We start from the raw sequence: 19,498 nt of genomic DNA, 5'->3' as shown, positions 1-19,498 counted from the left end.
CGTGCGTCCTTGCGGACTTGCGGATGAGGCTTGATCTATCAATGGGTTCGAAGGCCCTCTTTGCGAAAACGCAAGTATCGCTGCCCGGTCGGACCGCCGACGTCGCAAGGCGTAAAGAAAAGCGATCTCCTCGCAACGATTTGTTCCAAGACAAAGACGAGATTCGTCTGTGGTTCTACTTCTCTAGTGACTGCTGGGGGACCGGTGGTCGAGACCGGAGGTGAGGCCGCCCAAGTCGGCGCCGCCCACCCTAACTCGTTGAATACAGGCGCGTTTCGCAAAAGGCCAATCCCGGCCGCTGGAACGCGCCGAAGGAGAGCAAGATGACTGAACAACTTCAGATGACCCGCCGGACGATGCTTGCCGGCGCTGCCCTGGCGGGCGCGGTTGCGCCGCTTCTCCACACCGCTCAGGCGCATGCCGCTGGCGCTGCCGCGGCAGCCGGTGCTGCCCCCGTCGATATCTCGACCCTGTCTCGCGTGAAGGTCGACCTCGTCAAGCCGCCTTTCGTGCACGCCCATGACCAGGTCGCCAAGACCGGACCGCGCGTCGTCGAGTTCACCATGACGATCGAGGAAAAGAAGCTGGTGATCGACCGCGAGGGCACTGAGATCCACGCGATGACCTTCAACGGTTCGGTGCCTGGTCCGCTGATGGTGGTGCATGAGAACGACTATGTTGAACTGCGGCTGATCAACCCTGACACCAACACGTTGCTGCACAACATCGACTTCCACGCAGCAACCGGTGCGCTCGGCGGCGGGGCGCTGACCCAGGTGAACCCGGGCGAGGAAACCACGCTTCGTTTCAAGGCGACCAAGCCCGGCGTCTTCGTCTACCATTGCGCGCCGGAGGGCATGGTGCCCTGGCACGTCACCTCGGGCATGAACGGCGCCATCATGGTGCTGCCGCGCGACGGACTGAAGGACGAGAAGGGCCAGCCGCTGACGTACGACAAGATCTACTATGTCGGCGAGCAGGACTTCTACGTGCCGAAGGACGAGGCCGGGAACTACAAGAAGTACGAAACCCCCGGCGAAGCCTATGAAGATGCTGTCAAGGCGATGCGCACGCTGACCCCGACCCACATCGTCTTCAACGGTGCGGTCGGCGCGCTGACCGGCGACCATGCTTTGACTGCGGCCGTGGGCGAGCGTGTGCTCGTCGTCCATTCGCAGGCCAACCGCGATACGCGGCCGCACCTGATCGGCGGGCATGGTGACTATGTCTGGGCGACCGGCAAGTTCCGCAACCCGCCGGATCTCGACCAGGAAACCTGGCTCATTCCGGGCGGAACCGCGGGCGCTGCCTTCTACACCTTCCGCCAGCCGGGTGTGTACGCCTACGTCAACCACAACCTGATCGAGGCGTTCGAGCTGGGTGCCGCCGGCCACTTCAAGGTGACCGGCGAATGGAACGACGATCTGATGACATCGGTCGTCAAGCCGGCGTCGATGTAGCCGGGTGACAGCGGATGATCGTGGGGCCGCGCTCACAGCGACCCCACGCGCGAACAAAGGCACGCGCTTGCCGGCGCGTGCCACTTCCCCCGGAGACCTTCCATGCCCACCACCAAGAAAACTGCGGTTTCGCTCCTCTCGCTAGCAGCACCGGTCGTCCTTTTGGCGGCAATCGGCGGCGTGCTTTCGGCGAAGGTGGGGCTGTTCGACGATCTCAAGGACGGCATCGATCCGTCGATCAGGCCGCCGGTGACCGTGACGATCGCGCCGCGACAGATGAGCTATCGGGCGGAGGGACACTTCCTGAAGAACGGTTTTGCCGTCGACGCGCCGATCGTGGTGGCAGCCATCAAGCAGCCGCTCGAGATCATGAAGTATCAGGTGACGCGCGACGACTACGAGCGCTGCGTCGCCGATGGCGGCTGCCAGCAGCCGGAGGGCGGCCATGGCGCCGGCCTGTCGGGTGTGCCGATGACCGGGGTCAATTACACGGACGCGACCGACTATGCGGCATGGCTGACCAAGAAGACCGGCGAGGTCTGGCGCCTTCCGACCGACCAGCAATGGGCGTTTGCCGCCGGGTCCAAATTCCCCGACGATGCGCTGGGGATCGACGGCACCAAGGACAATCCGGCGCTGCGCTGGCTTGCGGACTACGAGCGCGAATCCAGCCGGCAGAGGGCGAAGAACCCGAGGCCGCTGCCCACGGGCGCCTTCGGTGAGAACGAGTATGGGGTTGCCGATCTCGACGGCAATGTCTGGGAATGGACCGAGACCTGCCACCGCCGCGTCACGATCGGCGACGACGGCGAGGTGCTGAAGGAGGCTCCCGCTTGCGGCATCTTCGTCGTCAACGGCAAGCACCGGGCGTCGATGAGCTTCTTCATCCGGGATCCGAAAAGCGGCGGCTGCGCCGTCGGCGTGCCGCCCGACAATCTCGGTTTCCGGCTCGTGCGCGACGGCCGCTGGTATTCGGGCTACCTCTATGCCTTTGAACGGCGGCTCCACGGTGCGGGCTGAGATGAGACGGCCGATGAAATTGCTGGGAAAACCGTCGCTCGGGCATAAATGCCGGGTCCTTTTGCAGGACCCGGCACTATGCTAGAGCAAAGGCAATTTCAAATCGGCAGGATATAGGGCCAACGTGGCTGCACTCGATCGCACACTCGTCAAATCGCTCCCCCTGTTTCAGAAGATGAGCGACCCGGAACTGGACACGCTGCTGACGCGCGCCACGGTGCGGCGCGTGCCGCAGAACGAAGCCGTGTTCGAACAGGGGGCCACGGCCGATTTCTTCTTCCTGCTGCTGAATGGCCGGCTGAAGGTGACACAGGTCACCAAGGACGGGCAGCAGATCATCGTGCGGGTCGTCAATCCCGGCGATCTCTTCGGTTTTGCCCGAGCGCTCCAGCGCAGCGACTATCCGGGCACCGCAACGGCGGCGACCGAAAGCCTGGTTCTCGCCTGGCCGACGGAGCTCTGGAACATCTTCGTCGAGAAAAATCCTCACCTTGCGGTCAATGCCCTCCACACCATCGGCCAGCGGCTCGACGAGGCGCATACCCGTATCCGCGAGATGTCGACCGAAGAGGTCGAGCGCCGCGTCGCGCACACGGTGCTCCGGCTCGCCGAACAGGCTGGTAAACCCGAAAGCGGCGGCATCCGCATCGACTTTCCGATCTCACGCCAGGATATCGCCGAGATGACCGGGACAACGCTGCACACGGTTTCGCGCATCCTCAGCGCCTGGGAGGGGCAGGGTCTGGTCGTCGGCGGACGGCAGAAGCTGACGCTGAAGGACATTCCCGGGCTGCGGCGCCTGGCGGAGCGCGCCGACAACTAGCCCGACCCTTGATTGCCTCTACATGGGGCGAGGCCGTCCGTCCCAAGAACGACAGATCACCAGCCCCTCAACGACCGGTCGTTTCTCGAACCCTGGTGATGCAGGTCCATGAATGGTTGAATCGGCTCGCGTAATTCACCAGTATCGGCAATTGCATGACAATGGCCATGACACGGGGGATGGTGTGGTTCGACTTAGCATGCGTGCCGGCCGCCGGCGGTGGACGATCGGGCGCGCACTTTTATCGGTGGGGATGCTGACGGCCGCGGGGTGTGCCCGGGATCCGCTTGCCCCTTCGATCGTGGTGTTTGGGTCCTACTTTCCAGCCTGGCTGCTTTGTGCCGGGCTTGGTATCGTCACCACGGTTGTCGCAAGGCTGATCCTCGTCCACGCCGGTATCGACGAACACCTGCCCGTGCCGCTTCTCGTCTACCTTTCGCTCGCGCTCACCACCAGCATCGTCTACTGGTTTCTGGCCTTTGGCGGAGCGCCGCATTGAGTGCCGGTGACGTCTTCCGGCGTGCAGTTGCACGCACTCTCGGCCCGCTCATCATCGCCAGTGCGGCCGTTGCGGTCTATTTCGCTTTCTGGCAGGTCGATCGCAGCCCGCGCACGGACGTCGCTGAAATCGATGCGCCGACGGTTGCGATCGCCGCGAGCGTCCCGGGCCGGATAATCTCCGTCGAGGTGCGTAACAATGCGAGCGTGAAGAAGGGCGACGTGCTCTTCCGCCTCGATCCGGAACCCTATCGCCTGCGTCTCGAACAGGCGCAGGCCGAACTGAAGGCGACGCAGTCGGAAGTGGCGCAGGGAGAGCGCAATCTCGATCTCGAGCGCGCCAATGCCGACGTTGCGGACCGGCAGATCGCCCGTGCTCAGAACAATGTCTTGCTTGCGCGCCAGACACAGGAACGGCTGGAGCCGCTCTTGCCGAAGCGCTTCGTGACGGCGCAGCAAGTTGACGAGGCGCGAACCGCCGTCAAAGACGCCGAAGTCAGCCTTGCTCAGGCGTTGCAGTCGGCCCACGGAGCCAACCGGGTGATCGGTACCCTCGACACCCGTAAAGCCCAGGCGGATGTCGCACGCGCGACGGTAGCACTTGCCGAGCGGGACCTGGAGAACACCGTCGTGCGGGCGCCCTTCGACGGCAAGATCGTCGGCTTGCGCACGACGGTCGGCAAGGTCGTGGTTCCCGCCGAAACGCTGTTCACTCTGATCGATACCGCCGAATGGGAAACCGTCGCTTTCTTCCGCGAAACAGATCTCAAGGCGATCGCCATCGGCAGCCGCGCCGATGTCTTCGTGATGGCGGATCCGGAGCGCCGTATTTCCGGCACGGTCGAGGGTGTCGGCTGGGGCGTGCGTTCGGAAGACTCCGCCACGATCCTCGGCATACCGATCGTTTCCAACTCGCTGAATTGGGTGAGGGTCGCCAAGCGCTTTCCCGTGCATGTGCGGCTTGAAAATCCGCCGGAGGACCTGATGCGCGTCGGCGCCTCCGCCGTCGTCGTCATCGGGCCCGCGCATAACGACGCCGATGCTGTTCCAGCCGCGAAGTAGCGTCCGCTACACGTCGATCCTCTGGGACGAATTGCAACCCTATCCGGGCCGGCTGGACCTTTCCCTGCGCATGGCGCTGGTCACCACGCTGGTTGCTGTAACGGCGATGGCGCTGCGGGTCCCCGAAGCGGCGATCTCCTGTTATCTCGTCTTCTTCGCGTTCAGAGCTGATGGCGGCTCCGGCATCCTGATCGCCATCGGCTTGCTTGTCGGGGCGACGATCGGAATTCTGCTGGCCATCGTCTGCCTGATGGTGGTGGCGGACGAACCGGCACTGCGCCTGGCACTTGTCGCCTTTTTTACCTTCGGCGGCATGTACCTGACGCAGGCAAGCCGTGCCGGGCCGCCGATCGGTACGGTCGCCATGGTCTTTGCCTTCGTCATGACGCTCTACGATATCGTGCCGATCCCGGAACTGCTGATCCGAGGGCTCGCTTGGATGTGGGTGGTCGTGTTCTTCCCGGTGGTCTACCTGATCGCGATCCATCTCATCACCGGCCACAGCCCGGCGCGACGGCTACGCTCGGCGATCGCCGAGCGGTTGGAGGTGGCGGGCCAGCTCCTGTCCAGTGGAGACCACGCGGCGAAACGCGTGGCTGCGACGTTGCTGGCCGAAGGCAATGGCGAGCTCAAGAAATATGCCGGGTTCTCAAAGCTTCTGGCGTTGATGGACAAGCACGACGTGCCGCGCATGCAGGCGGCGACGGACGCGTCCTATGATTTGCTGACGCTGGCACTCGCCCTATCGCTTGATGAACGAAGGCCGCGGGAAAACGCTGCGGCGCCGGAGGTTCTTCGCCGCATTGCCGAAGCGATCCGCAGGCGGAAGCCGCCGGAACAGACGCTGCTAAGCTCACCCGATTTTCGCGCCTTTGAAGCCGGTGATGCGCTCCCGGCGCATGAGGTCGAAAGGATCGTCGATATCCTATCGGAGGCAGACCCGCCCGGGCCGGTGTCAGATGCGCATAAGGGAGGGTTCTTCCTGCCGGATGCTTTCAGCAATCCGCTCTACACGCAGTTCGCGCTGAAGGCTCTGCTTGCGGTGATGATCACCTACATCACCTACACGGCCCTCGATTGGTTTGCGATCCACACCGCCCTGATCACCTGTTTCATGGTAGCGCTTGGAACGACGGGCGAGACCATGCACAAGCTGGCACTGCGGCTGACGGGCTGCCTCCTTGGCGGCGCCGTGGCGATTGGCTCGACGATCTGGCTCGTGCCGCACATGACGGATATCGGCCAGCTCGCCTTTCTTGTCGGTGCGGTCAGCCTCATTGCGGCATGGATCTCCGTCGGCTCGGAGCGCATTTCCTATATCGGCTGGCAGATGGCGCTCTGCTTTTTTCTCGTCGTGCTGCACGGCTTCGGCCCGAGTCTGGATCTCAACGAGGCGCGGGATCGCATCATCGGCATCGTCTTCGGCAACATCGTCGTTTCGGTCGTTTTCTCGACGATCTGGCCGGTCAGCATCGGGCAGGGAATACGCAAGAGCCTTGCTACGAGCGGTGCCACGCTTGCCAATCTGTTAGCGCGCCGCGGCGGCCCCACCGGCGACTATGCCGACCTGATCAGCGGTGTCGCTGGCGCATTGCGCCAGAGTGAACTGCTGCGTTTCGAGCCTGCAAACGTGCGGCGGGGAGACATCGATGCCCGGACGACGGAGCGCATTGCCCTCAGCCTGCAGGAACTGGCCGCCCCGATCGTCGAATTGCGCGAACACGACCGGGCCTTCGGTCCGTTGCGGGGCGCGCCGACGCCGCTGAAGCGCGCGGTTCTCGGCTATGAACACGCGGTGGCGCAATGGCTGAACGATCAGGCCGAGGGATTAGAGGCATGGCACCGGCCGAAGCCCAGTGCGGATCTGGCCCTGGCGCTTCGGCGGCTGAAAGCGCGTCTCGCCCGCGCCCGGAAGGCAAGCATACATGCCGGAGGTTTTCCCCGGCGAATTCGCGACGAGCTCGCCTGGAGGCTTGCACTCTACGAGAAGATCGAGACTGTGGTTCGGCGGCTGGCAGCGGGGGATGCCTTGGAATGATGGTTTCTGCGGGGGCGAGGTGGGTTTCGGTAGGGGTGATCGCCCTTTGCCGAAGCATGTGCCGTGCTGCCCGAGGCTCTCTTCTCCTTGGCGCATTGTCGATCCCGGCAGCCTGCACGTCCGCTGCACTCGATGATCTGGCGCCACCGAGCGCCGACCGGCCGGCCGTTTCGGGAACGGGCACCAAGGACGCCTCGAAGGTGAGTGCCGGCGCGCCGGATTTCTCTCTCGCGCCGAACCCTGAGATCCCGATTACGATCGCGACGCCGTCGATCGATCCGAAACACGATTACAGCTTGCCGGAACTGGTCGATATCGCCCAGCGAACCAATCCGATCACCCGTGCCGCCTGGCAGCGCGCCCGGCAGGCGGCGATTGCCGTCGGCATCACCGAAGCGGTGTACCTGCCTCTCCTGACGGCCGATGTACTCGCCGGTCTGGAGCAGACGTCGGCGACTGCGCCCGGCATCGGCGGTCCCATACCGATCGCCCCCGGCACGCTGACGACAACTGGCGCGCAGTTCATTCCATCCCTTACGGTCAAGTGGCTGCTTCTCGATTTCGGCGGGCGGGATGCGGGGAGAGAGGCGGCAACGCAATTGGCGTTTGCCGCAAACGTGACCTTCAACGGTACGCACCAGAAGCTGATCTTCGATGTTTCCAACGCCTATTTCGTCCTGACGGCGGCGCGTGTTCAGCTGAAGATCGCCCGCCAGACGGTGCAGAATGCCGAGCTTGTCCAGGCAGCCGCCAAGGCGCGCATGGGTCGCGGCATCGCCACATCGATCGAAGTCGCGCAGGCAAACCAGCAAGTGGCGCAGGCGCGCTTCAACCTGACCCAATCGCAAGGGCACGAGCGCAATGCCTATATGACGCTTCTCGAAGCGGTCGGGGTCTCGCCAACGCTCGAGATCCGCATCGCCGACGGCAGCAATCGTGCTCTGCCGAAGGCTGTGCCCGAGGACCTCAACCGGCTGATTGCGACATCGCTCCAGCGTCGCCCGGATGTGCAGGCGGCTTTTGCCCGCCTGCAGGCCGACAAGAACGGTATTGCGGCCGCCCGCGCGGAGTTCATGCCGAAGGTCGCGCTGGTGGGCAACGTGAACCGCAATATCGGCTCGCTCAGCGTCGAAGACACCCGCTTCGACCAGCGCTCGACGATCCGCGTCAACCAGCCGAACGCCAACCTGATGATCGGCCTGAGCTTCCCGATTTACGATGGCGGGCTGCGCGACGCGCGGTTGCAGTCGGCGATGGCGCAGGTCGGCGCTGCCGAGCAGGAGATGGCGCAGTTGCAAAACACTGCGGCGCGGGAAGTCGTCGTCGCCTATGATCTGCTGCGCACCAGCCTGGCCGGCTATGCGGCCGCAAGCGAGCTGACGACGGCCGCTCAGACGACCTACGATGCTGCGGTCGACTACTACAAGCAGGGCCTGGGCACGATCACCGATGTCAGCATCGCGCAGACGGCGTTGCTCCAGGCGAAAGTCGCAAAGGCGACCGCCTACAGCGACACGCTTGTCGCCGCGGCAAGCCTTGCTTTTGCAACGGGAACGTTGACGAACCGCAATGCGGTCAATCGCTTCTGACGGCCTGAGGCGACGGGTCGCCCAGTGCCGAACTCACCAGAGGTTCGACGACGCCTCGATCAACAGTCCATCGAATCCGCCGGCAAGAATGCCTGCAACGGCCGTCGTCCCGGCGTACGCGGCAAGAACGAGCAATCCCAGCATCGAGATAGCCGATCCGATCCGGATTGCCGAAGCGCTTTCGCTTTCAACGGTCAGTGAAATGGCTACCGGCGCGAACGATATCGGCCGTGGCGCACCTCGGAGGTTCTGGTTGGCAGCACGCAGGAGGCGGGGTGGCCGCGGATACTTCAGGCGGCTTTTTTCGCATATTCCGGGATAGGTTTCGCAAACTGAGCTTGGCATCTGACGTGTCCCTGATCAACTGGATTTAAAGCGATCTTAAGCGCTCCGTCCGCATTGGCCGTTCCCGGGGGAACTTCTAAGTGGAGGGCTTGTTGCCTTCGAGGAGCGGCCGATGTTTCGCGAGCGCCTCGCCAACAAACTCGGTGAAGGCGCTGACGCGGGCCGTGCGCCGCAGATCCTCGTGTGTGAGAAGCCAAAGCTCTCTCGTCATATCGGCAACCGGTGCGCCGATGCGGATGAGACCGGGCGTCGTGTCTCCGAGATAACAGGGCAGGGCCGCAAGACCGATGCCGGCCTTTGCCGCCTCGCGGGCCGTGACCAGCGAATCGCAACGCAAGACCGCGGGTGCCACGAGCGTCGCGCGCATCCATCGTGCCACGCTCGTGGACGCAAGCGCGTCGCCAAGCCCGATCCAGTGCTCCCCTGCAATGTCCAGCGTGTCGGCTGTCAGCTCCCGCACATCGAGATAGGACGGCGCCGCATAGACGGCGAAAGCGACCTTCGCGATCCGGCGACCGACCAATGCATCCGGTGAATCGACCGCGGGGCGGATGGCAACGTCCGCGTCGCGATGCGAGAGGTTTGCGAGCGCATTCGAGGTGCTGACCTCGAGCAGGACGCCGGGATGGCGTTGACGGAAATCCGCCAGGATCGACGGCAGGATGGACGCCATCAGCGTATCCGTGGTGGTGATCCGCAGGCTACCCTCGAGCCGCAGATCCTGACCCGTCAAGCGGCGCTCGAGCTCCGTGACCGTTTCAGCCATCTGCCGGGCCACGGCCAGCAGCTCCTCGCCGCCGGCGGTGAGCATGTAGCCGGACGGGAGGCGGTCAAACAGCCGGACCCCGAGCTTCTGTTCGAACGACCCGACACGCCTTAACACTGTTGTGTGATTGACGCCAAGCGCCCGGGCAGCAGCAGCAAGGGAGTTCGCCTCCGCGACTGCCAGAACGAAGCGGAGGTCTTCCCAGTCGATACGGTGATGGCTGTGCATGATTGGGCAAACCTAAGACAGGTTGTTCATCGGATGAGCGAATTTGCACCGCTATCACCGCGTATTGTCAATCGCTCTGCGCAATCGAGCTCCACGGTCAAACGCCTTATTCGCTGTGGTACCGTCATTGAAGCGGCTGTGCAAATATGCAGAGGCAGTAGGCGAAACGACAGATCGTTCTGCAACCGAGCACCGTCTAAAGATGGTGTCACGATCGGATGGGCCGATCGGTGGAGCGACGCAAGATGATCCCATTCTTCAGCGATCTGGTGCCTGAGACGAGTGATCACCCGACCGTCCCGCACCTTCCTCAGGTCCGGGCGCACCAGAGCGCATCCACCTGACCAACCCTTCCTCCATTTTCAACTCATTCTCATCAAGGAGGTCCCGTCATGGAGACCCTGTTCGTCCCATTGGCCTTGTTTGCGGGTGGTCTGCTCGCTGTCCAGGCGGGTGCCAACGCACAACTTTCCAAAGCTGTCGGATCGCCTTTTGCGGCGACCACACTTCAGCTCGCGATTGGTACCGGTCTGCTGCTTCTCGTCACCCTCCTGACGGGAACAATCGCCGCGCTTGGTGCAATTCCCGCGGTCAAGTGGTGGCATCTCGTCGGAGGCACCGCCTCAGCCGTCTATGTCGTCTCGACCATCGTTCTCTTCCCCCGCCTTGGCGCCGTCGTTTCCGTCGGATTGTTCATAGCCGGACAGATGCTCGCCTCCCTGACGCTCGATAGTTTCGGCTTGCTGGGCGTTCCGCCGACGGGACTGCGGGTCGGGGCCGCCGTTGGCACGCTCGTCGTGCTCCTCGGGGTTGCTATGGTGGTGTTCGGGCAAGGCGGAAAAGACAATGTTAAAGTCGACCGGCTTGGCTGGATTGCCCTTGCGCTGATGGCAGGGGCCGTGCTCCCGGTCCAGGGTGCCGTCAATGCGCTCCTGCGCCATGATCTCGGGGGTGCGCCGTTCGCGGTGGGTGCGATCTCGTTTCTCGTCGCCACGCTCGCCATGGCCGCGGTGATGCTTCTGGTGCTCGCCGGGCAAAAGACATCCCGTCCCAACATCACCGGCGTGCAGACGATGCCCTGGTGGGGTTGGCTCGGTGGTCTCGCCGGAGCGACCTATGTCACCACGGTCTTTACCGCAATCCCAGCGATTGGTGCGGCCGCGGCGGTTGGTCTCACCGTGGCCGGCCAGCAGGTCGCAAGTGTCTTCGTCGATCGCTATGGCTGGTTCCGTCTGCCGCAGAGGTCCGTGTCGGGGCTGCGCCTGGGCGGCGTGGTGCTGCTGTTGGCCGGTGTCGCCGTTATTAAACTCGTCTGAAGCCGCAACCGATCGCGATCTGCCGAACCCTGGAGAATTGCCATGTCATCCACATCGCTTGCCTGGATCTACCTCGTGCTATCCGGCGTTGCAGACGTCGCCTGGGCCGTCAGCACCAAGTTCTCGAACGGTTACAGCCGCCTGTCCTGGACGCTGGTCTCGATCGTTGCCCTGGTGATCTTTCTGTCCCTGCTCACCCAGGCGCTCAAGACCTTGCCGCTCGGAACAGCCTACGCGGTCTGGACCGGCATCGGCGCCGTCGGTTCCGTGCTCTGCGGTGTGCTGCTCTTTGGAGAAACCATCACAGTCTCGCGGGCAACCGCAATGCTGGTGATCGCCGGCGGTGTCATCGCGCTGAAGATCGTGCCGGCCTGAATTCCGGGCCGGAGTCGGCATTAAAACGTAGTTTCTTCAATATATTGATCGATGTTCCTCAGCAAAGCTCTTGGGAACGTCAGCCAGCGCGATCCGCGTCTTGCGTAAGGGGTCCCGTAGCGGCAGTTTTCCGTCCCAAGATGACCAAACCACGGACTGGGCGAGGACCTACAGAAGCGGCCGCGCAAGCATTTCGGCGCCGAGGACGAGCAGACTGATGAGGAACCAGCGCCGGAATACGGGCGGGTCGACACGGTTGCGAACGACTTGCCCCGCCCACATGCCAGCGAGCGACGGCGCAATCGCGAGGCCGGAGAAAAGCAGATTATCGGCCTCGAAAGCGCCCTGCCAGACGAGCCCGGCGGTGAGGGCGACTGTGGAGACGGTGAAGGAGAGGCCGAGCGCCTGCACCAGTTCGTCCCGTTCAAGACCTAGCGCCTGCAGATAGGGCACGGCCGGGATGACGAAGACGCCGGTTGCGCCCGTGACGATCCCGGTTGCCGCGCCGACCACGGGAGACAGCCACGGCTCCCACTTCGCCGGAACGCGAAGCTGGCGCGCAAAGAGCGTGAAGGCGGCGTAGAGAAGGAGGGCCGCACCAAGTGCGCCCGTCGTGAGCGCGGTGCTGCCACCGGCAAGCACCGAAGCACCGCTGAGCGTGCCAAGAACGACCGCCAGCATCATCGGCCAAAGCCGGAGCGCAAGCGCGCCGAAGCTCGGGCCCGCGAGAAGCTGCCAGACATTTGTCACGAAGGACGGGGCAATCAACAGGCTGGCGGCCGCAAGTGGAGAGATGAGCGTACCGAGCACGCCCATCGCCAGGGTCGGCAACCCCATGCCGGTGACGCCCTTGAGGATGCCGGCGGCGAAGAAAGTTGCGGCAATCGCAACGACGAGGGACGGAGCAAGATCGAGCATGCCATCGGCATAGCGTATACCCGCATCGGCACAATGCGGATCATCCGCAGTCAGACTTCGGCTGGTCCGAAGGCTGCTTTTCCGTTAGCCTCCTTTGCATGCGTTTCGATCTTATCGACCTTCGTCTGTTTCTTGCCGTGGTGGATGCCGGCAGCATGACCCATGGTGCTGCGGATGCCGGGCTTTCGTTGCCGGCGGCAAGTGAACGTCTGCGCGACATGGAGATGATCGGCAAAGTCAAACTGCTCGAACGTGGTCGCCGCGGGGTGCGGCCGACACCGGCCGGAGAAGCGCTCGCGCATCACGCCCGGCTGATCCTGCGCCAGATGGCGCGGATGCGCGGCGAGCTTGGTGAACACGCCGATGGCCTTCGAGCAACAATCCGGCTTGCGGTGAACACCGCCGCACTCACAGAGTTTCTGCCACAGCGGCTCGGCGCCTGGATGACGGCGCATCCGCGGATCGACGTCGATCTGAAGGAACGGCAAAGCATCGAGATCGCGAGAGCCGTCGCCGCCGACCTCGTGGAGATCGGCATTCTTTCGGACGCGGTCGATACTGGCGGCCTGCAACTGCGTCCCTTTGCCGTCGACCGGCTCGTCGTCGTCATCCCACGCGATCACGTATTCGCGGCACGCAGGCGAGCACTCTTCGCCGACATTGCGGACCAGCCTTTCGTCGGCCTGTCCGATGGCGCATTGCAGAGCCATATCGATGCACAAGCTCGGAGATTGGGGCTGACGCTGAAGATGCGCTCGCGCATGCGTAGCTTCGAAGGCATGTGTCACATGGTTTCGGCGGGTGTCGGCCTTGCCATCATGCCGGAGACGGCGGCACGGCGCGGCGGCAGATCTGCCAAGACCGCGTTCGTGCGCCTTGCTGATGACTGGGCGACGCGGCGGCTGTCCGTCTGCGTGCGCGCGGAAGAGGAACTGTCCCCGCCGGCGCGAGACCTGTTCGAGCATCTGGGCTCGAGCGGTTCGCATTGACCTTAGAAACGCGCCGGTAGTCTCACGCGCTCCCTTCCATGCGTTTGGCGTCGTCGCGCGAAGGCGGCCTTTGATCGCAAAAATTGATTTTCCCTTGGAACTCTTCGCGCCTTTGGCGGTTGGGCTCCCATAGGGATATCGTTCGGCCCGATCCTTTCCGGGCCTATAGCGTGAGAAGGAGATGGAGCATGATACTTTTCCGAACAGGACAGGACACGCCCCGGACTCCCACCTTCTCTCAGACGGACCGCCCGTGCGTTCCCACGCACGAGACACCATGCCGGACCTCTTCTGCAGGCAGCGGGGCATCATCAGGATCGGAAAATCGATGCCGGCCTATGTGATCGATCTCGCCTTTGTCGAACGGATGCTAGAGATGGCGGAACGGCGTATCGCCGAGCCCACGTCGAGCGAAGCTCTCTACCGAGAGATCGCCGACGAACTTGAGCGAACCGAAGGAGATCCGAAGATGGCGCGCATCCTGCTCGTCACCTTTACCAATTCCTACGCCGCGCACGTCACAAGCGGCGATCGCCTCCGAAAGCTGAGAATTGAAGCCGAATGGGGATCTTTCTTGCGCCGAAGGTGGCTTTGAGGCCGCGAACAGAGCGCGTCCACGACAGGCGTCCTGAAACGCGGCAGTCGAGCTTAGCAGAGCAACAGGAATACGGGCATCAGCGCGACCAGATAGGCGAGACCGTCGGCCGCCAGGCGATCGCGCAGGTTATGCGCAGCGAAGGAGTTGCCCGATAGGCGTCCATTATAGTTCATTTTTATTCTTCCTGGGTCGTTGTTGTCGAGCCCGCCGGGAGGAGAGGCCGGGCTCGTCGCATATGGGAGACAGCTCGGTCGGGATCAACGAAGAGCGCCAGGCAAAGCAGCGCCCCACTCGAAATTCCGACGTCGACCGCTTGCTGATCTTCCAACGCGGTGCTTGAGGAGCCGGGTGTTACCAGGGTTTCGACCCGATGCAATCCTTTGCCGGTCACGTCCTTGCACGTTTGCGTGAGCCCTGCGGTTTGCGTCTGGCAACCAGGTGCGCCCTAGCCGGCAAACCTGACGATTATTTGCACTTGCGCTCAGTTTGCCAGGCCGATCGGATTTGCCTTCGGACGGGAGGCATCGCACGTGGCCATCTGGCTTCCCGACATGACCGCGTGCGATGGTTATGGTTGGTTTAGGCTCGCTGTGCCAGCGACGCCCCTTCAGGGATTCGGCCTTTTTCCCGCCGGATCGCCAACTTCCGCACCAGGACATAGAACACCGGTGTCAATACGAGGCCGAACAAGGTAACGCCGAGCATGCCGGCAAAGACGGCGATGCCCATGACGTGGCGCATCTCTGCGCCAGCGCCTTTAGCAATTACCAGCGGAACGACGCCTGCGATAAAGGCAAGCGACGTCATCAGGATCGGTCTGAGCCGAAGGCGGGCCGCCTCGAGCACGGCGGACAGAGGATCGGCACCTTCATCCTCTTTCGCTCGCGCGAACTCGACGATCAGGATCGCGTTCTTGGCCGCGAGCCCCACGAGAACGACAAAGCCGATCTGCGTGAAGATGTTGTTGTCGCCGCCCGTAAACCAGACGCCTGCGATTGCGGAAAGCAGCGCCATCGGTGCGATCAGCAACACGGCGAACGGCAAAGACCAGCTGTTGTACTGGGCGGCGAGAATGAGAAACGCCAGCAGGACAGACAGAGGGAAAATGTACATCGCCGTGTTTCCGGCCTGCTTTTCCTGATAGGCGAGCTCCGTCCATTCGAAGGTCATGCCGGGTGGCAGCGTCTCTGCCGCGATCCGTTCTATGGCCGCGGTTGCTTGGCCGAACGAATAGCCGGGCGCCGGACCGCCGCTGATATCGGCCGACGGGAAGCTGTTGTAATGCATGACGCGATCCGGTCCCGAACTGTGCTTGACCGTCAACAGCGCCGACAAAGGTATCATCGCGCCCGCCGCGTTGCGCGCCTTCAGCCGGCCAATGTCTTCCGGCTGCATGCGGAATGGCGCGTCTGCCTGGACCACCACGCGATAGGTCCGGCCGAAGCGGTTGAAATCGTTGGCGTAGAGAGAACCGAGGTTGACCTGCAGCGTTTCGAAGATGGTGTTGAGCGGCACCCCTTGAGACTTGGCTTTCACCCGGTCGATGTCCACCTGCACCTGCGGCGCATTCACCTGAAAGCTTGCAAGCATTCCGGCAAGCTCCGGCGTCTGCATCGCCTTGCCCATGATCGCGCCTTGCGCTTCGGCGAGCGCCGCAAAGCCGAGACCGGCCCTGTCCTCGACCTGGAACTTGAAACCGCCGGTCGTACCGAGACCCGGGACGGGCGGCGGCGGGAAGATGCCGGCAAAACCGTCGGGTATCTGGCTGAACTTACCCATCAGGCGACCTGCGATCGCGAATGCGGACAAGGAGGGATCCTTCCGTTCGTCGAAGGGCTTCAACATCGTGAAGATGACAGCGGCATTGGGAATATTGACCATGCCGTTGACCGAAAGCCCCGGAAAAGCGACGACGCTTTCGACGCCCGGTTCCGCGAGGGCTATCTCCGACATCTTCTTGACGACCGCCTCGGTCCGGTCAAGCGAGGCTCCCGTCGGCAATTGGGCGATGCCGACCAGGTAGTATTTGTCCTGCGCCGGGACAAAGCCGTTCGGCACGGTCTGGAAGCCCAGCCATGTCGTGGCGACCAGGCCGGCGTAAACGAGAAGGACGAGTGCGCTGAACCTGACGGCGCGGCGCACGGACCAGACATAGGCGTTCGAAGCGCGCTCGAAGAACCGGTTGAAGAGCCGGAAGAACCAGCCGAACAGGCCGTCTATCACGCGCGTCAGGAGATCGCGCTTCACTTCGCCGTGGTGTGGCTTCAGAAGCACGCCTGCAAGTGCCGGGGAAAGGGTGAGGGAGTTGACCGCGGACAGGATCGTCGAGATTGCGATCGTCAAGGCGAACTGACGATAGAACTCGCCTTGCAGGCCGGATAGGAACGCTGACGGAATGAACACGGCCGAGAGCACGGACGTGATCGCTATGATCGGCCCGGTCACTTCGTCCATGGCCTTGCGCGCCGCTTCCTTCGGCGTTTCGCCAAGCGCGATGTGACGCTCGACGTTTTCTACGACGACGATCGCGTCGTCGACCACGATCCCGATCGAGAGCACCAGGCCGAACAGCGACAGCGTGTTGAGCGAAAAGCCGAACATGTACATCAGCGCGAATGTGCCGACCAAGGAGATCGGCACGGCAACCAGCGGGATGATCGACGCGCGCCAGGTCTGAAGAAAAAGCACGACCACGATGACGACCAGCACGATCGCTTCAAGTAGCGTCATCACCACGGCCTCCAGCGAGGCCTTCACGAAGACGGTGGGATCGTAGGCGATGCGATACTCTATGCCCTCAGGAAAGCCTTTCTGCAGGTCTTCCATCGTGGCGCGAATGGAGCTCGCCACGTCGAGCGCGTTGGCGCCGGGGCTTTGGATGATCTGCAGCGCCAGCGCCGGCTTGCCGTCAAGAAGACTGCGCAGCGCATAGGAGTCGGCGCCCAACTCGATGCGGGCAATGTCGCGCAGCCGGGTGACCTGGCCATCGGCGCCGGTCTTGACGACGATGGCGCCGAACTGCTCTTCGTTGGATAGCCTGCCGAGCGTGTTGACCGTGACCTGCAGCGCTGCCGAGGCATCCGGTTGCTGGCCGACGGAGCCGGCGGCCACCTGAGCGTTCTGCTCCTGGATTGCAGCAACCACGTCGGAAGCGGTCAATCCGCGCGCCGCGACCTTGGCCGGATCGAGCCAGACCCGCATGGAGTATTCGCCGGCTCCCCAGACGAGCACGTCACCCACACCCGACAGGCGCGCGAGCTGGTCGCGGACCTGCAGCGTCGCGAAGTTCGATAGGTGGAGAGGATCGTAGCGGTCATCGGGCGAAACCAGATGCACGACCATCAGGATGTCGGGCGAGGTCTTCTGCGTCACGACACCGATGCGCTGAACTTCCTGCGGCAGACGCGGAAGCGCGCGCGAAACCCGGTTCTGAACCTGGATCTGCGCCATGTCGGGATCGGTGCCCTGCTGAAAGGTCACCGTCAGCGTCATGCGCCCGTCGGTTGCGGCCTGCGAGCTCATGTAGAGCATGTTCTCGACGCCGTTGATCACCTGCTCCAGCGGAGCCGCCACCGTTTCGGCGATCACTTCGGGGCTGGCACCCGGATAGCTTGCGGTCACCTGCACGGTCGGCGGCGTCACCTGGGGATATTCGCTGAGCGGCAGCTTTAGGAGGGTCAGGCCACCGCCGATCAGCATCAATACGGAGAGAACGACCGCAAAGATGGGGCGGTCGACAAAAAAGCGTGGAATGTTCATCGACGCGCCTCCTGCGAAGCGGCGGCCGCTAAGTCACCTTCGGCCGCCTCGCCCGACACCATCGAAACCATCTGCGGGTCAACCTCCATACCAGGGCGCACGAGGCCCTTGAGAATGATCTTCTCACCCGACCTGAGACCGCTTGCGACGACACGCAAGCCGTCGATCATCGGACCGAGTTCGATCGGCCGGTACTCGGCCTTGTTCCCCGAGCTCAGCGTCAACACATAGCGGCGACCCTGGTCGGTACCGATCGCCTGATCGTCGATCAGAACGGTGCGGGCTGGCTGGGCCGTCACAAGGTTCACCCGAGCAAAGAGACCCGGGGCCAGCAGTCCATCCGGATTCCGGACGATCGCGCGGGCCCGGATCGTGCCGGTGCTGCGTTCGACCTGGTTGCTGATGAAGTCGAGCACGCCGGCATGGGGGAAACCGGCATCCGTCATGAGGCCAATCCCGACCGGCAGCTTCTCGGTTCCGCCTTCTCCCGTGTCAGGACGCGCTCGCCCGCCAAAATCGAGAAACGTCGCTTCGTCGATGTCGAAGTAGACGTAGAGCGGGTCCGTGGAGACGATGGTGGTGAGGAGCGTGGCGGCACCCGCATTGCCGCCTGAAACAAGGTTGCCCTCGGTCACCCGGACACGATCGACCCGCCCGCCAATCGGGGCTGCGACGCGCGTGAAGGAGAGATCAAGCTCTGCCGCAGCCACTGCCGCCTTGGCGATTTCGACCTCGGCCTGCCGTTGGCGCCGCACTGCCTCGGCATCGTCATAGGTCTTGCGCGACACGGTCCCGTTCGGAGCCAGGGATTTGGCGCGGCGGAACGCGATGTCGGCGTGATCGAGAAGAACGATCGCCTGTTTCAACCGCGCCTTGGCGGCGTCCAGGGCGACTTGGAACGGTCGCGGATCGATCTGGAACAGGACCTGTTCCGGTTTGACGAGAGCGCCTTCGGGAACACTCACCCTGTCGATGGCGCCGCCGACACGCGGACGCAGTTCAACGGATTTTGCCGCCTCGAAGTGGCCGGTGAACTCTACGGCTGGCGCGACCTCTCGCGTGATGACCTCGGCGACCGGAACCTTGGGCATGGGCGCACCCGTGGTTCCGGTCGCCGCGACTGCCTCCGACGCACTGGTCGAGGAGGCAAGCCCAAGAAGCCGACTGGCGAAGGTTCCCATTCCATCGCCGTCGGCAAGCGCAAGCCCTCCAACGGTTGCGATACCGGCTAGGAACAGGGCGGCGGCCTTTTTACTCATTCTCGTTCACCTTCATTTTGTTCACGCTTGCGGCCGGAGCGGCCACGGCAGCGATCAGTTCTTCGCGAAGGTGCGGTTTCCAACGATGGAAAGGTCAAGACCTCCTGAAACTTCTTTCGCTCACCCTGATACGAATGGTCAGGTTCTGCCGATAAGAGATTGGAAAATCTGGATTTTCGTCTTGTGTATTCCCCGCGGCTGGCACTCCGGCGGGGGGCGCCGACCACGACTGAGCTGTGTTCTTTGCTGGGGCGCCACGCCACCGTCATTCGTGTGGTCGCGCCGAGAGTCCCACTAGGCGATCGGTCCAGGTTCGCCGTCGCATTCCAATCTCCGAAACTGAGAACGTCGGCGGTGATCCGATACCCCTTGACCTTACCAGCGCTGGAAGCCGCAGCCTGAGGGCATTTTCGCTTGCCGCCGTCAGGAACCGGCCCGCGAGAGAATTCGAACTC

16 protein-coding genes are annotated in these 19,498 nt (G+C 63.2%); 11 read left to right on the top strand and 5 right to left on the bottom strand.

The window, feature by feature from the left end:
• Positions 1-323: 323 nt before the first annotated feature.
• From nirK to AC3WVQ_RS24475, 7 genes are all read left to right on the top strand, one after another.
• On the top strand, positions 324-1,460 hold the full coding sequence (gene nirK, locus AC3WVQ_RS24505) for a copper-containing nitrite reductase (RefSeq protein WP_192339580.1): 1,137 nt from the start codon (positions 324-326) through the stop codon (positions 1,458-1,460).
• 102 nt (positions 1,461-1,562) lie between these two features.
• Positions 1,563-2,480 carry an SUMF1/EgtB/PvdO family nonheme iron enzyme gene (locus AC3WVQ_RS24500; protein WP_051659201.1) on the top strand — a complete coding sequence of 306 codons (918 nt, stop codon included), beginning with the start codon at positions 1,563-1,565 and terminating at the stop codon, positions 2,478-2,480.
• A gap of 175 nt (positions 2,481-2,655) precedes the next feature.
• On the top strand, positions 2,656-3,303 hold the full coding sequence (locus AC3WVQ_RS24495) for a Crp/Fnr family transcriptional regulator (protein ID WP_082566519.1): 648 nt from the start codon (positions 2,656-2,658) through the stop codon (positions 3,301-3,303).
• 184 nt (positions 3,304-3,487) lie between these two features.
• Positions 3,488-3,802, top strand: a complete 315-nt coding sequence (locus AC3WVQ_RS24490; protein WP_234824515.1) for a YtcA family lipoprotein — start codon at positions 3,488-3,490, stop codon at positions 3,800-3,802.
• The gene (gene mdtN, locus AC3WVQ_RS24485) at positions 3,799-4,863 is read left to right on the top strand and encodes a multidrug transporter subunit MdtN (protein ID WP_404527074.1); all 1,065 of its coding nucleotides are present in this window, start codon (positions 3,799-3,801) and stop codon (positions 4,861-4,863) included. The genes AC3WVQ_RS24490 and mdtN overlap by 4 nt, the downstream gene beginning before the upstream one ends.
• Complete coding sequence (locus AC3WVQ_RS24480; RefSeq protein WP_492383080.1) at positions 4,841-6,901, top strand: FUSC family protein; 2,061 nt, start codon at positions 4,841-4,843, stop codon at positions 6,899-6,901. The genes mdtN and AC3WVQ_RS24480 overlap by 23 nt, the downstream gene beginning before the upstream one ends.
• Positions 6,898-8,490 carry a TolC family protein gene (locus AC3WVQ_RS24475; protein WP_082566507.1) on the top strand — a complete coding sequence of 531 codons (1,593 nt, stop codon included), beginning with the start codon at positions 6,898-6,900 and terminating at the stop codon, positions 8,488-8,490. Before AC3WVQ_RS24480 ends, AC3WVQ_RS24475 begins: the two co-directional genes overlap by 4 nt.
• A 421-nt stretch (positions 8,491-8,911) precedes the next feature.
• On the opposite strand, the gene AC3WVQ_RS24470 is transcribed toward AC3WVQ_RS24475, so the two are convergent.
• Positions 8,912-9,829, bottom strand: coding sequence for a LysR family transcriptional regulator (locus tag AC3WVQ_RS24470; protein ID WP_159415985.1), 918 nt, complete (start codon positions 9,827-9,829; stop codon positions 8,912-8,914).
• A 392-nt stretch (positions 9,830-10,221) separates the two neighbouring features.
• Here AC3WVQ_RS24470 and AC3WVQ_RS24465 point away from each other — a divergent pair, with 392 nt between their 5' ends.
• Positions 10,222-11,145 (top strand): DMT family transporter, encoded by a 924-nt coding sequence (locus AC3WVQ_RS24465; protein WP_034790550.1) that lies wholly within the window; start codon positions 10,222-10,224, stop codon positions 11,143-11,145.
• A 42-nt stretch (positions 11,146-11,187) separates the two neighbouring features.
• Positions 11,188-11,520 (top strand): DMT family transporter, encoded by a 333-nt coding sequence (locus AC3WVQ_RS24460; RefSeq protein WP_034790543.1) that lies wholly within the window; start codon positions 11,188-11,190, stop codon positions 11,518-11,520.
• Between the two features lie 168 nt (positions 11,521-11,688).
• On the opposite strand, the gene AC3WVQ_RS24455 is transcribed toward AC3WVQ_RS24460, so the two are convergent.
• Complete coding sequence (locus AC3WVQ_RS24455; RefSeq protein WP_492383079.1) at positions 11,689-12,438, bottom strand: sulfite exporter TauE/SafE family protein; 750 nt, start codon at positions 12,436-12,438, stop codon at positions 11,689-11,691.
• A gap of 98 nt (positions 12,439-12,536) precedes the next feature.
• On the opposite strand from AC3WVQ_RS24455, the gene AC3WVQ_RS24450 reads away from it, so the two are divergent.
• Entirely contained in the window at positions 12,537-13,427 is an 891-nt protein-coding gene (locus AC3WVQ_RS24450) for a LysR family transcriptional regulator (RefSeq protein WP_112976895.1), read from the top strand.
• Between the two features lie 328 nt (positions 13,428-13,755).
• The gene (locus tag AC3WVQ_RS24445; protein WP_090297322.1) at positions 13,756-14,022 is read left to right on the top strand and encodes a hypothetical protein; all 267 of its coding nucleotides are present in this window, start codon (positions 13,756-13,758) and stop codon (positions 14,020-14,022) included.
• Between the two features lie 53 nt (positions 14,023-14,075).
• Here AC3WVQ_RS24445 and AC3WVQ_RS24440 read toward each other — a convergent pair whose 3' ends face one another.
• The 3 genes from AC3WVQ_RS24440 to AC3WVQ_RS24430 all read right to left on the bottom strand — a co-directional run bounded on the left by AC3WVQ_RS24440 (position 14,076) and on the right by AC3WVQ_RS24430 (position 19,043).
• Positions 14,076-14,198, bottom strand: a complete 123-nt coding sequence (locus AC3WVQ_RS24440) for a hypothetical protein (protein ID WP_268087653.1) — start codon at positions 14,196-14,198, stop codon at positions 14,076-14,078.
• A gap of 406 nt (positions 14,199-14,604) precedes the next feature.
• Positions 14,605-17,784, bottom strand: a complete 3,180-nt coding sequence (locus AC3WVQ_RS24435; RefSeq protein WP_268087654.1) for an efflux RND transporter permease subunit — start codon at positions 17,782-17,784, stop codon at positions 14,605-14,607.
• A complete protein-coding gene (locus AC3WVQ_RS24430; protein WP_492383078.1) occupies positions 17,781-19,043 on the bottom strand; it encodes an efflux RND transporter periplasmic adaptor subunit in 1,263 nt (420 codons plus the stop codon). The genes AC3WVQ_RS24435 and AC3WVQ_RS24430 overlap by 4 nt, the downstream gene beginning before the upstream one ends.
• Between the last annotated feature and the right edge of the window lie 455 nt (positions 19,044-19,498).

The organism is Ensifer sp. EB106-05-01-XG146, assembly GCF_058791875.1.
This window is presented reverse-complemented; position numbering and strand designations above follow the sequence as displayed.

Bases quoted from the DNA above. Each gene is read 5' to 3' on its own strand.
- nirK (WP_192339580.1), top strand. From the start codon at position 324: ATGACTGAACAACTTCAGATGACCCGCCGGACGATGCTTGCCGGCGCT.
- AC3WVQ_RS24500 (WP_051659201.1), top strand. From the start codon at position 1,563: ATGCCCACCACCAAGAAAACTGCGGTTTCGCTCCTCTCGCTAGCAGCA.
- AC3WVQ_RS24495 (WP_082566519.1), top strand. From the start codon at position 2,656: ATGAGCGACCCGGAACTGGACACGCTGCTGACGCGCGCCACGGTGCGG.
- AC3WVQ_RS24480 (WP_492383080.1), top strand. From the start codon at position 4,841: ATGCTGTTCCAGCCGCGAAGTAGCGTCCGCTACACGTCGATCCTCTGG.
- AC3WVQ_RS24475 (WP_082566507.1), top strand. From the start codon at position 6,898: ATGATGGTTTCTGCGGGGGCGAGGTGGGTTTCGGTAGGGGTGATCGCC.
- AC3WVQ_RS24470 (WP_159415985.1), bottom strand. From the start codon at position 9,829: ATGCACAGCCATCACCGTATCGACTGGGAAGACCTCCGCTTCGTTCTG.
- AC3WVQ_RS24465 (WP_034790550.1), top strand. From the start codon at position 10,222: ATGGAGACCCTGTTCGTCCCATTGGCCTTGTTTGCGGGTGGTCTGCTC.
- AC3WVQ_RS24460 (WP_034790543.1), top strand. From the start codon at position 11,188: ATGTCATCCACATCGCTTGCCTGGATCTACCTCGTGCTATCCGGCGTT.
- AC3WVQ_RS24455 (WP_492383079.1), bottom strand. From the start codon at position 12,438: ATGCTCGATCTTGCTCCGTCCCTCGTCGTTGCGATTGCCGCAACTTTC.
- AC3WVQ_RS24450 (WP_112976895.1), top strand. From the start codon at position 12,537: ATGCGTTTCGATCTTATCGACCTTCGTCTGTTTCTTGCCGTGGTGGAT.
- AC3WVQ_RS24445 (WP_090297322.1), top strand. From the start codon at position 13,756: ATGCCGGCCTATGTGATCGATCTCGCCTTTGTCGAACGGATGCTAGAG.
- AC3WVQ_RS24440 (WP_268087653.1), bottom strand. From the start codon at position 14,198: ATGAACTATAATGGACGCCTATCGGGCAACTCCTTCGCTGCGCATAAC.
- AC3WVQ_RS24435 (WP_268087654.1), bottom strand. From the start codon at position 17,784: ATGAACATTCCACGCTTTTTTGTCGACCGCCCCATCTTTGCGGTCGTT.
- AC3WVQ_RS24430 (WP_492383078.1), bottom strand. From the start codon at position 19,043: ATGAGTAAAAAGGCCGCCGCCCTGTTCCTAGCCGGTATCGCAACCGTT.